Below are 12,225 nucleotides of genomic sequence, written 5' to 3'. Positions count from 1 at the left end.
GCGAAGTACGGGTCTAGGACGGCGTCAAAACGCCTCACTCATCCTTACTCCGCGTTCTCCGTCGCCGCCGCGTCCCGCCCAATCGCCCCAAGCGTCCCCGCCGGGTCGCCGTTGGGCGCGACCACCGACCCGATCTGCTTCTTGACGCTCTCGCTGACCTTCGCCCACGACGTCTTGCCGACCGGGTAGAGCGTCGACTGGGGCAGCGCCTCCAGGAACGGCCACAGTTCCTTGTGCGCCGGGTCCGCGGCCATCGTCTCGGACGCCGAGACGGTGACCGGCAGCAGGTCGTACTGGTCGGCGAACTCCAGGACGTTCTCGTCGCTGTACGCGAAGTCGAGGAACTTGCCGATCTGCTTGCCGTGGCCGTGCTGCTTGAAGCCCATCATCCAGTCGGCGACGCCCATGCTCGACCTCGCCTTGCCGTCGGGCCCCGGCAGCGGGACCATGCCGACCTCGACGCCCTTCTTCGCGGCCTGCTGGAGGAGGGAGGGGTGGCCGTTGAGCATGCCGACCTGGCCGTTCGCGAACGCCGTGAAGGCCGGCTTCCTGTCGAGCTTGCCCGGCGCGACGGGACCGGTCAGCCGCCCGTCGACGAGGGTGTCCTTCAGCCAGCTGAAGGCCTCGATGTTCTGCGCGGAGTCGATCGCGTACGTACCGACCTGGTCGGTGTACCCGCCGCCGTTGCTGAGCATCCACATCATGGCCTCCGCCTGCGCCTCCTCGTTGCCCAGCGGCAGCGCGAAGGGGTACGTCACGCCGCGCTGCTTGAGCGCCTTGGCGCTGCTCTCGATCTCGTCCCACGACTTGGGGGGTTCGAGGCCGGCCTGGGTGAAGAGCGCCTTGTTGTAGAAGAGCAGACGGGTGCTGGCGACGAACGGGATGCCGTACGAGACCCGGCTGACCTCGCCCGCCTCGGCGAGCGGGGCGAGCAGGTTGGCCTGTACGGGGATGGAGAGCATCTCGTCGACGGAGTAGAGCGCGTCGTCGGCCGCGTAGTCGGCGTACGCACCGATCTGCGCGATGTCGGGCGCGTTGCCGGCCTCGACCATCTCGGCGACCTTGCGGTCGACGTCCTTCCAGTCGTAGATGGAGACGTCGACCTTGATGCCCTTGTTCTCGGCCTCGAACGCGGTGGCGACGCCGTCCCAGTACTGCTTGGTGCTGTCGCCGCCCTCGGGGTCGTAGTCCGCCGCGACGAACTTGAGCGTGACGTCACCGCCTTCCGAGCTTCCGCATCCCGCCAGGGCCACTGTCATGCCCAGTGCCACCACTGTCGCGGCCAAATCCAAGAAGCGCCGGTGCACAGCTCTTTTCCACCTACTGATTCGTTTATTCGTTGTCCGACATGCGTGTGAGCTGCGATTTTCTCCCAGTCCGTGCCGTGAGGTCTACACCAGTGCGGTCTCACTTGTGCAACACCTGCGGGCGAAGTGGACTAGACCTTTCCAGGGTCTACGCGCGAGACTGTCCCTGTGAAACACGTCATCGCCCTCGATGTGGGCGGCACCGGGATGAAGGCCGCGCTGGTCGGCACGGACGGCGTACTGCTGCACGAGGCCCGCCGGGCCACCGGCAGGGAGCGGGGACCGGACGCCGTCGTCGAGACGATCACCGGCTTCGCCGCCGAGCTGCGCGCGTACGGCGAGGAGCGGTACGGCGAAACCGCCTCGGCCGCGGGCGTCGCCGTGCCCGGCATCGTCGACGCCGAGAACGGGATCGCGGTGTACGCCGCCAACCTGGGCTGGCGCGACGTACCCATGCGCGAACTGCTCAGCGAGAAGCTGCACGGCGTGCCGGTCGCGCTCGGCCACGACGTACGCACCGGTGGCCTCGCCGAAGGGCGGATCGGGGCGGGCAGGGGCGCGGACCGGTTCCTGTTCGTACCGCTCGGCACCGGGATCGCCGGCGCCATCGGCATCGACGGCGTCATCGAGTCCGGCGCCCACGGCTGCGCCGGCGAGATCGGCCACATCGTCGTACGTCCCGGCGGCGCCCTGTGCGGCTGCGGCCAGCGCGGCTGCCTGGAGCGCTTCGCCTCCGCCTCCGCCGTGTCCGCCGCCTGGGCCGCCGCCTCCGGCGACCCGGACGCCGACGCGGCCGACTGCGCGAAGGCCGTCGAGTCGGGTGACCCGCGAGCCCGCGAGGTGTGGCTGGAAGCCATCGGCGCGCTCGCCGACGGGCTCGTCACCGCGCTCACCCTCCTGGACCCGCGCACGCTGATCATCGGTGGCGGACTGGCCGAGGCGGGGGAAACCTTGTTCACACCACTGCGGGCGGCCGTCGCGGAACGCGTCACGTTCCAGAAACTGCCCTCGATCGTTCCGGCGGCCCTCGGGGACACCGCCGGATGCCTGGGCGCGGGGCTCCTCGCCTGGGATCTTCTCGCCACGGAATCCCTCGAATCCCACGGATCCCAGGAAGCCACGGAGGTATCCGCCTGATGGCCGGACGCGCTGCACGCAAGGTTCTCTCCGGCGCCCGGGTGGTGCTGCCCACCGGGACCGTCGAGAACGGCCGGGTCATCATCGAGGGCACCCGCATCGCCGGCGCCGCCCCGGCGGACACCCCGGCCCTGGACCTCTCCGGCCACTGGATCGTGCCCGGCTTCGTCGACATGCACGTGCACGGCGGCGGCGGCGCGTCCTTCACCTCCGGCACCGCCGAGGACGTACTCAAGGGCGTACAGACGCACCGCGAGCACGGCACCACGACCATCGCCGCGTCGACCGTGACCGGCGAGATGGACGTACTCACCCGGCAGGCCGCGCTGCTCTCCGAGCTGGTCCAGCAGGGTGACCTGGCCGGCATCCACTTCGAGGGCCCGTTCATCTCCCCGTGCCGCAAGGGCGCGCACAGCGAGGACCTGCTGCGCGACCCCGACCCGGCCGAGGTCCGCAAGCTGATCGACGCGGCGCACGGCACGGCGAAGATGGTCACGCTGGCGACCGAACTGCCCGGCGGCATCGACTCGGTGCGGCTGCTCGCCGAGCACGGCGTGATCGCCGCGATCGGCCACACGGACGCGACGTACGAGCAGACCGTCGAGGCCATCGACGCGGGCGCGACGGTCGCCACGCACCTCTACAACGCGATGCCGGCGCTCGGTCACCGCACACCCGGTCCGATCGCCGCACTGCTCGAAGACGAGCGGGTCACGGTCGAGCTGATCAACGACGGCACCCACCTGCACCCGGCCGCGCTGGAACTGGCCTACCACCGGGCGGGCTCCGCCCGGGTCGCGTTCATCACAGACGCGATGGACGCGGCGGGCTTCGGCGACGGTACGTACCTGCTCGGCCCGCTGGAGGTCGAGGTCAGGGACGGCGTCGCGCGGCTCGCCGAAGGCGGCTCGATCGCGGGCTCCACGCTCACCCTCGACACCGCCTTCAAGCGTGCGGTGACCATCGACCGGCTGCCGGTCGAGGACGTCGTACGGTCGGTCTCCGCCAACCCCGCCCGCCTGCTCGGCGTCGACGACAGGGTCGGCTCGCTGGAGCCGGGCAAGGACGCGGACCTGGTGGTCCTGGACGCGGACTTCACGCTCAAGGGCGTGATGCGCAAGGGCGCCTGGGTGATTGAGCCGTAAGCAGCCGGCAGCGGTTGGCCCGGGCCCTGGGCCAACCGCTTTCTTTTTGGCATGATCGCCCCGAAGGGAGCGAAACGGTAAGCGCTCTCTCCGGTCTCTACGGGGGTTCCGCGGGTGATCCTGACGGTCACGCTGAACACGGCACTCGACATCACCTACCGCGTGCCGGCCCTCACACCGCACGCCTCCCACCGGGTGACCGATGTCGCGGAACGCCCCGGCGGCAAGGGCCTCAACGTCGCCCGCGTGCTGGCCGCGCTGGGCCACGACACGGTGGTGACGGGCTTCGCGGGCGGCCCCTGCGGCGCCGTACTCCGCGACCTGCTGGCGCCTCTGGCCCCCACCGACGCGCTCGTCCCCGTCAGCGGCAACACCCGCCGCACCATCGCCGTCGTCGACGCCACCACCGGCGACACCACCCAGCTCAACGAGCCGGGACCGGCCATCACTCCCGACGAGTGGGCCGCGTTCCTCTCCTCGTACGCCGAACTCCTGCGCGGGGCCCGGGCGGTGGCCCTGTGCGGCAGCCTGCCCCCCGGCATCCATGTCGGCGCGTACGCCGATCTGATACGCCGCGCCCGCACCGCCGGCGTCCCCGTACTCCTGGACACCAGCGGCGAACCGCTGCGCCGGGGCATCGCCGCCCGCCCCGACGTCGTGAAGCCCAACGCCGACGAACTCGCGCAGCTCACCGGCTCCCGCGACCCCCTGCGCGCCACCCACGAGGCCCGCCGCCGGGGCGCGCACGCCGTGGTCGCCTCCCTCGGCGCGGACGGCATGCTCGCCGCCACCCCCGAGGGCCTCTGGCAGGCGGCCCCGCCCGCCCGCGTGAAGGGCAACCCGACCGGCGCGGGCGACTCGGCGGTGGCCGGGCTGCTCTCGGGGCTGGTGGAAGGGCTGCCCTGGCCGGACCGCCTGGCGCGGGCGGTGGCGCTGTCGGCGGCGACGGTGCTGGCGCCGGCGGCGGGCGAGTTCGACGTCACGACGTACGAAGCCCTGCTCCCACAGATCAAAATCACGGCACCCGCCACGGCGGCGTAACCACACCCACGCTTACTCCCTATGCCCACCCACCAGCACCAGGGGATCGCATGCCACTAGTCAGCACCGGCGAACTCGTCAGCGCCGCCCGGGAATCGGGCCACGCCGTCGCCGCCTTCAACGTCATCACGCTGGAGCACGCCGAGGCGATCGCGGCCGGCGCGGAGCGGGCGGGCGCGCCCGCCGTCCTCCAGATCTCCGAGAACGCCGTGAAGTTCCACGGCGGCGGCCTCACCGCCATCGCCGCGGCCGTGACGGCCGTCGCCCGCGCCTCCTCCGCGCCGCTCTCCCTCCACCTCGACCACGTCGAGTCGGTCGAGCTGCTGCGCGCGGCGCACCCGGCGGGCTTCAGCTCGGCGATGTTCGACGCGTCGAAGCTGACGTACGGCGACAATGTGAAGGCCACGGCGGACGCGGTCCGCTGGGGCCACGAGCGCGGCATCTGGATCGAGGCGGAGCTGGGCAAGGTCGGCGGCAAGGAGGGCGAGCCGCCGCTGGACGCGCACGCGCCGGGCGTACGCACGGACCCGGCGGAGGCGAAGGCCTACGTGGCCGACACGGGCGTAGACGCCCTGGCCGTGGCCGTGGGCTCGTCCCACGCGATGACGGACCGCACGGCGGCCCTGGACCACGACCTGATCGCCACCCTGCGCGAGGCCGTACCGGTTCCGCTGGTGCTGCACGGCTCGTCGGGCGTACCGGACGAGGAGATCCGGCGGGCGGTGGCGGCGGGCATGGTCAAGATCAACGTCGGCACGGCCCTGAACACGGCTTTCACGGGCGCGGTACGGGAGTACCTGGCCGCCAACCCGACAACGGTCGACCCCAGGAAGTACATCGCCCCGGCTCGCGAGGCGATGACCGGGACGGTGCGGCACTTCCTGGGGCTGATGCGCCCTTGAAGAAAACGGGGGTTACTGGATGTGGCCCGCCTTGAGCTCCAGCCGGTCGAGGTTGGCCTCGCACTGGTCGCCCGCGCCGCAGGAGATGACGAAGGTGTTGTCGCCCTCGGCGAGGTTGACCCAGGCGTACGTGTTCGTCCATCCCTTGTCCCAGGCGCCTTCCTTGGCGTGGGCGAAGTTCTTCATGTTCAGGCCACCGCTGTGCGGCTTCCCGTTGACGGTCAGCGAGGTCTTCGCGTCCTTGCCGGGCACGCCGTAGTCGATCGACAGCGTGTACGCCCCGGCCTTCGGCACCTTCACCGTCCAGGTCGCCGAGGCGCCCGGCGTATTCAGCGGGACGTACGCGCCGCTCGACGACCTGGCGCCGGGGATCGTGGTGTCCGTGGAGAAACCGGAGAGCTGGAGAAGAGCCGCGTCCTTCTTGGGCAGCTCGACGGCCTCCTTCTCGGGCTTGTCCTTCGGGTCCTCACTCGGCTTGACCGTCTGACCGGCGCTGGAGCCGCCGCCGCCGGTGTCACCGGCCTGCGGGTTCTTGTCGTCCTTGTTGTTGCTGGTCAACAGGGCGATGCCGATGCCTATGACGACGACCGCGACCACCGCCAGCGCGCCGATCAGCAGACCCTTGGTGTTGGGCCCGCCACCGCGGCCACCGCCACCACCAATGCCGCCGCTGTACGAGACCTGGCGGGTGGGTGCGCCGCCGGGCTGCGTTTCGGGGGCCGCGTAGTGGGCGTTGGGCTGGCTGTAGTTCTGCTGACCCTGCTGGGCCTGCTGGCCGTACGCCTGCTGCGGGGGCACCTGCTGGCCGTACTGCTGCTGGCCGTACTGCTGCTGCCCGTACTGCCGCTGGCCGACCGTTCCCACCTGGTGGTACGAGGTTCTGGGCACCCCTGGCTGCGAGGCCGGACCCGGGTAGCCGTAGCCTCCCGAGCGGGGCGAGACCGCGCCCGCTGCCTGTCCGTCCTCGTAGAGGTAGCCGAACGGATCGTCGTCCTCAGGCGTGCTCGTGCCGTTGTTCGCGGCAGTCATCCCTGGTCACTCCTCACCATGTTCGCCAGCCGTCGCCGACCGGGCGAGCCTACCCCGAATGGGCAACCCGAAGGTTTGGCGTACAACACAGTGCGGTAATAGGGCGTCCGTCAGCCCGCTCGCCTGTGAACCTTGGCACGGGAGCGCTTCTCCACGTACATCCGCTGGTCAGCGGACTGCAACACCTCTTCCGCCGACATCCCGCAGCTCGCCCAGCCGATGCCGAAACTGGCCCCGACGCGGACCGCCCTGCCGTCCACCCGGATCGGCGGAATGATGGCGTTTCGCAAGCGTACGGCCAGGTCGGCGGCGTCCGCGCTGCCCAGACCGTCGGCGAGAACGACGAACTCGTCACCCCCGAGGCGGGCGACCGTATCGCCGTCGCGTACACACGTCGTCAGGCGGCGGGCGACCTCGATCAGGACGGCGTCGCCGGTGTGGTGCCCGAACCGGTCGTTGATCGACTTGAAGCCGTCCAGGTCGCAGAAGAGCACGGCCAGACCCTTCGTGCCGTCGTCGACGGCGCCGCCGCCTCCCCCTCCCTCGGCGTCCGAGGTGGGCGCGAACATGTGGACGTGGTGGTCGTAGGAGCCCGCGTCCGTGTGCGGGTTGTAGTCGAAGTCGTGCTCGGGCACGGCGCTCCCGGGCGCGGCCGGCTCGCCGTACGCCGCGTCCAGGGCCTCGATCGCCGTGGCGCGCACGGAGTGCGGGCGGCGGCACAGCCGGGCGGCGAGGCGCGAGCGCAGCTCGGCGCTGTTGGGCAGGCCGGTGAGCGAGTCGTGCGAGGCGCGGTGGGCCAGGTGCAGCTCGTGGCGCTTGCGCTCCTCGATGTCCTCGACGTGGGTGAGGAGGAAGCGCGGCCCGTCGGTGGTGTCGGCGACGACGGAGTTGCGCAGGGACACCCAGATGTACGTCCCGTCGCGCCGCCCCAGGCGCAGCTCGGCGCGCCCGCCCTCGGCGGAGGTCCGGAGAAGCGTGCCGATGTCCTCGGGGTGGACGAGATCGGCGAAAGAATAGCGGCGCATCGCGGAGGCGGGACGGCCGAGGAGCCGGCACAGCGCGTCGTTCGTCCGCAGCAGCCGGCCGTGCTGGTCGCCGCCCATTTCGGCGATGGCCATGCCGCTGGGGGCGTACTCGAAGGCCTGGCGGAAGGATTCCTCACTGGCGCGCAGGGCCTGCTGCTCGCGCTCCAGGCGGACGAGGGCGCGCTGCATGTTTGCGCGAAGCCGGGCGTTGCTGATCGCAATGGCCGCCTGGGACGCGTACATCTGGAGCGCTTCCTGGCCCCAGGCGCCGGGGTGGCGTCCATTGCGGGGGCGGTCAACGGAAATGACGCCGAGGAGCTCCTGCCCGCCGCCTGACGCGTACATCGGGGCGTAGAGGCGGTCCTGCGGGTGCCACTCGTCGGCGAAGCGGGGCTCGGGGCCGTCGGTGTGCCATTGGGGTACGTCGTCCTCAAGGAGGACCCAGCCCTCGGTGTGCGGAATGAAGTGCAGGTCACCCCATGCCTCGCCCATGGAGAGGCGGCGTTCCCAGGAGGCGCGGGAGCCGACGCGGCCGGTGATCAGGGCCTCGGCCGCGGGGTTGCCCGCGAAGGCGGCGATGACCAGGTCGCCGTCGGGCTGGACGAGGTTTACGCAGGCCAGCTCGTATCCCAGACCGGCGACTATTCCGTCGGCGACGGCCTGCAAGGTGTCAGCCAGGCTGGTGGCCCGATTGAGGTCGGCGACCACCTGGTGCAGCTGCCGCAGCGTCGCCAGGCGGACGTACGGCTCGGACTCGGCCTCCATTGTTCGCTCTCCCCGAGACCTCGACAGCAACTCCAGGATTCTCATCGCCGCACTTTGTTGCAGTATCACGGCCACTGAATCACAGCGAGCTGCCCACCCGGTACACAGGGTCAGCAATTACTCGGCTGTGTGACTCAAGTCACGTCAGTTGATGAAGGGCTGTGATGGCTGGGTGGGGTGAGTGGGAGCGCTCCTAAGCTTTTTTGAACGCAAATTTTGGACGCGAATACGGACGCTACTGCTGGCTGACCCGATGCCGGTCCTAGGACCGGAAGGGGAGCGTACTGGTCCCCATGCCCGATGGTGGCGAGGGGAGCCGCGGGCATAGCGTTCCCTGTGTGTTCCAGACGAGGCCCTCCACTCAGTCCGCCCAGTCCGCCCAGCCGGCTGCCTCCATCCCCCATCCTGAGGGGGTGAGCAGCGAAGAGTTCCGGGCCGCGATGTCCCGTTTCACGGCGGGAGTGACCCTCGTGACCGCGCACGATCCGGAAAGTGGGGCGCGCGGTGAGGACGTCGGCATGACGGCGACGGCCTTCATGTCGGTGTCGCTGGACCCGCCGCTGGTGCTGGTGAGCGTACGGAACGACTCACGGATGGACGACCTGCTGGCGGAACAGCCGCTGTGGGCTGTCTCACTCCTGTCGGAGAGCCAGCGGCACATCGCGGGGCGGTTCGCGATGAAGGGCCGCCTGAGCGACCGCCTGCTCTTCGAGGACATCCCCCACACGCGCGGCGCCACGTCCGGGGCCCCGCTGATCGGCGGGGCGCTCGCGGTGGTGGAGTGCAGGACGGAGCAACGGGTCGTGGCGGGGGACCACACGCTGGTGATCGGCCGGGTGCTGGAGGTGGGCGTGGCGAGCGGAGACGCGGGCCCGCTGGCGTACTTCAAGGGCCGCTACCGGCACTTGGGCTAGTCCCAGCCGCCGCCCGAGCGGCCGCGCTTGGTCTCACTGCGCGCCTTCTTGTTCCGCAGACGACGCTCGTTGATGCCCCGTGGAATCTTCTTGGCCCGGCGCGGCTTGGGCGGCGGGCCTGTCGCTTCGGCGAGCAGGGCCGCCATCCGGACGAGCGCGGTCTCGCGATTGCGCCACTGGGAGCGGTGCTCGGACGACCGTACGGAAACGACGCCTCCCACCAGCCGGGGAGCGAGCCGCTCCAGCGCGCGCTCCTTCCAGACCGGAGGCAACGCTTCCGTCTTCGCCAGGTCGAAGCGGAGTTCCACCTGGGAGTCGGTGGTGTTGACGTGCTGTCCGCCGGGTCCGGAGGACCTGGAGAAACGCCACATGAGCTCTGCCTCCGGCAGGGAGACAGCACCGCGAATGACATGAGGCCCGGACATGCGTCCAATGATCCCGTGTTCACGCCCACCGCGTCACCCATTTTTCCGGGGAGACATTTCCGTGGAGCCGGATTCCCGTGGAGACCTGGAACCTTGCGGCGGCCTGTTGGCGTTAGAGCGGGTGAGGGTAGCTTCGGACCCCACGGGTCCGACCGGCCCGCACGACTTCAAGGAAGAGGACATCCCGATGGCTGTAAGTCTGTCCAAGGGCGGCAACGTCTCGCTCACCAAGGAGGCCCCGGGCCTGACCGCCGTCACGGTGGGCCTCGGCTGGGACGTCCGTACGACCACCGGTACCGACTTCGACCTCGACGCGTCCGCGATCGCGGTCAACCCGACCGGCAAGGTCTACTCCGACGGCCACTTCGTCTTCTTCAACAACAAGGCGACGCCGGACCAGACCATCGTCCACACCGGTGACAACCGCAGTGGCGAAGGCGCGGGCGACGACGAGGCGATCAACGTCAACCTGGCGGGCCTGCCGGCCGACGTCGACAAGATCGTCTTCCCAGTCTCGATCTACGACGCGGTGACCCGCAGCCAGAACTTCGGCCAGGTGCGCAACGCGTACATCCGCATCGTCAACCAGGCCGGCGGCGCCGAGATCGCCCGCTACGACCTGAGCGAGGACGCCGCCACCGAGACGGCGATGGTCTTCGGCGAGCTCTACCGCAACGGTGCGGAGTGGAAGTTCCGCGCGGTCGGCCAGGGCTACGCGTCCGGCCTGACGGGCATCGCGTCGGACTTCGGCGTCAACGTCTAACCGTCTGACCGTCTGCCACTGTTTGTTTGGAGTAGGGCCCTGGCCATGGCCAGGGCCCTACTGCGTTGCCCGGTGCTTCGGGCGGCCCGGAGCGTTGATCGCATCTGCGACGGGGGCCGCCACACGTAAGTGTGGCGGCCCCCGGGGGGAGCCCACGGGGAAACTCCGGCAAGTGGCCGTTCACCGTTGCCGGGTGGCAGGCTCGGTGAGTGGGGCGCGGAAGGTTGAGGGGGCGACTCGGCCCCAGACTCAGCGACTGCAGGAACGGCCGCTGGTACAACATCCCCATTCCCACGCACACGACCACCCACACCGGAGGGCGGCCGAAGTCTCCGGTCGACCTGCGGACTCATGGTCGTGGCGGGTCGGGCGCGACAGTTCAATGGGGGGACTCGGGCCGGTTCGGCGCCCACCCCGGCCGGTGACCGGTTGACCTACAAGCACGTTGCTGATGTGGGTGGGTGGTGGCGCAGCCGGCAAGGGCCACCTCGGGGCCCACATGAACCGAAACACTCCCGCGGTGGCCGAAGGCGCTGCGCATGCGACGGGTGGGACCGCAGGGGCGATGTCATTCGCCAAGTGCTGGGTTAGTCGCGCGCTCCGACGCCTCGAACACGGCGATTGAGGCGATTGAGGCGACCGACACCACCCCCCTCCCTGGCCGTGGGCCGAAACACTCCCGCGACGGCTGGGAGCGACACAGCGGAGACGGATGGGACTGAAGGGGCGTTGAGATTCATAAGGTGTTGGGTTAGTCGCATTCCGAGCCCAGAACCGGGCTGCTGGAGCGACCCAAGAGCGGCAGCTCAGGCGCCACTTGGCCCCACACTGCGTCGAAATCGACTTCTCGGCTCCCTGTCCGAGTCCTCCGAGTGCACTGTTCCCGTCATGCCGCCTAGCCGACGGCCGGTGAGCGGTCACGCCCAGCCCGTCAGCCACACGAGCCACTCCAGCCGACCATCCGCACGGACGTGCGGAACTGACGTGGGTCGAAACGCTCCCATGATGACCAGAGGCGAAAGGGGTGAGACAGATGGGACCGGGGGGCGATGTGATTCGCCAAGTGCCGGGTTCATCGCCGTTCGACGCCTACGTCGGGCCACTGGCGTGCAACTAACCCCGCACATGACGCAGGCCGAGAGCTCCCCAATCACTCAAAGTGGGACGAAAAGCCCAACCATGTGCGTCACGTGCGGGGTTCGTCCCACCACGCCCCGGCCGAGAGTGTCGAGTCGACCGCCTGCGAGCGTCGTCGCCCGTCCGGCCGCACCATCGGCAGGACCGCCGACTCCTGGACGCCCCTCCACCCACCCACACCAGCAACCTGCTGGCAGCCCAACCAACCACCGAACGGGGCGGACGCCACACCCACCCGAGTCACCCCATTCAACTCATGCGTCACACCTGCGGACCGGCCGGTCCGCACGTCGACCCGACCGGCCAACCCGCCGCTCACGTGCGTGCTTGTGTGCGTGGGAATGGGGATGTCGCACCAACGGCCGTCCCCGCACCCGCCGAGCCAGGGGCCGCGCCACCACCTCAACCTGCCGCGCCCCCCCACTCACCCGACAGCCACCGAACCGACCCGCGCCACTCCCCGAGCCCCCGTGCAGGGCGTTTTTCTTTGGGCCGTCCCCGTGGAAAGCGTTAGCGGTGGGCCGGGGCGGTGGGTCAAGGGTGGGCCGCAGGCACATCGCGTAGCGACGCGACGCAGGAGCGCCCTTGACGCGCCGCCCCGGCCCACCGACACTCGAGCGCCCGGGACGGCCCGA

Annotated in this window: 10 protein-coding genes; 6 read left to right on the top strand and 4 right to left on the bottom strand. The window is 70.2% G+C overall.

The genetic code is table 11. The features are described 5' to 3' along the window. Window positions 1–44 precede the first annotated feature (44 nt). On the bottom strand, window positions 45–1,259 hold the full coding sequence (locus J7E96_RS32980; RefSeq protein WP_215136897.1) for an ABC transporter substrate-binding protein: 1,215 nt from the start codon (window positions 1,257–1,259) through the stop codon (window positions 45–47). A 216-nt stretch (window positions 1,260–1,475) separates the two neighbouring features. Here J7E96_RS32980 and J7E96_RS32975 point away from each other — a divergent pair, with 216 nt between their 5' ends. From J7E96_RS32975 to J7E96_RS32960, 4 genes are all read left to right on the top strand, one after another. After that, window positions 1,476–2,444: an ROK family protein gene (locus J7E96_RS32975; protein ID WP_215136896.1), complete on the top strand. Its 969-nt coding sequence runs from the start codon at window positions 1,476–1,478 to the stop codon at window positions 2,442–2,444. Then, the gene (nagA, locus tag J7E96_RS32970; RefSeq protein ID WP_215136895.1) at window positions 2,444–3,589 is read left to right on the top strand and encodes an N-acetylglucosamine-6-phosphate deacetylase; all 1,146 of its coding nucleotides are present in this window, start codon (window positions 2,444–2,446) and stop codon (window positions 3,587–3,589) included. The genes J7E96_RS32975 and nagA overlap by 1 nt, the downstream gene beginning before the upstream one ends. Window positions 3,590–3,703: 114 nt before the next feature. Beyond that, window positions 3,704–4,630, top strand: a complete 927-nt coding sequence (locus J7E96_RS32965) for a 1-phosphofructokinase family hexose kinase (RefSeq protein ID WP_215136894.1) — start codon at window positions 3,704–3,706, stop codon at window positions 4,628–4,630. Window positions 4,631–4,680: 50 nt separating this feature from the next. Next, window positions 4,681–5,532, top strand: coding sequence for a class II fructose-bisphosphate aldolase (locus J7E96_RS32960; protein ID WP_215136893.1), 852 nt, complete (start codon window positions 4,681–4,683; stop codon window positions 5,530–5,532). A 12-nt stretch (window positions 5,533–5,544) separates the two neighbouring features. Here J7E96_RS32960 and J7E96_RS32955 read toward each other — a convergent pair whose 3' ends face one another. Together J7E96_RS32955 and cdgB are read right to left on the bottom strand one after the other, a co-directional pair. Next, window positions 5,545–6,561: a carbohydrate-binding protein gene (locus tag J7E96_RS32955; protein WP_215136891.1), complete on the bottom strand. Its 1,017-nt coding sequence runs from the start codon at window positions 6,559–6,561 to the stop codon at window positions 5,545–5,547. Between the two features lie 110 nt (window positions 6,562–6,671). Further along, window positions 6,672–8,351 (bottom strand): diguanylate cyclase CdgB, encoded by a 1,680-nt coding sequence (gene cdgB, locus J7E96_RS32950; RefSeq protein WP_215136889.1) that lies wholly within the window; start codon window positions 8,349–8,351, stop codon window positions 6,672–6,674. Between the two features lie 338 nt (window positions 8,352–8,689). On the opposite strand from cdgB, the gene J7E96_RS32945 reads away from it, so the two are divergent. Continuing rightward, window positions 8,690–9,265, top strand: a complete 576-nt coding sequence (locus J7E96_RS32945; RefSeq protein ID WP_308296248.1) for a flavin reductase family protein — start codon at window positions 8,690–8,692, stop codon at window positions 9,263–9,265. Here J7E96_RS32945 and arfB read toward each other — a convergent pair. After that, on the bottom strand, window positions 9,262–9,699 hold the full coding sequence (arfB, locus tag J7E96_RS32940) for an alternative ribosome rescue aminoacyl-tRNA hydrolase ArfB (protein ID WP_215136898.1): 438 nt from the start codon (window positions 9,697–9,699) through the stop codon (window positions 9,262–9,264). The genes J7E96_RS32945 and arfB overlap by 4 nt on opposite strands. Window positions 9,700–9,877: 178 nt before the next feature. Here arfB and J7E96_RS32935 point away from each other — a divergent pair, with 178 nt between their 5' ends. Next, window positions 9,878–10,453: a TerD family protein gene (locus J7E96_RS32935; RefSeq protein ID WP_214976103.1), complete on the top strand. Its 576-nt coding sequence runs from the start codon at window positions 9,878–9,880 to the stop codon at window positions 10,451–10,453. Window positions 10,454–12,225 lie beyond the last annotated feature (1,772 nt).

Origin of the sequence: Streptomyces sp. ISL-96 (assembly GCF_018614035.1) — a bacterium.
Classification (GTDB): domain Bacteria; phylum Actinomycetota; class Actinomycetes; order Streptomycetales; family Streptomycetaceae; genus Streptomyces.
This window is presented reverse-complemented; position numbering and strand designations above follow the sequence as displayed.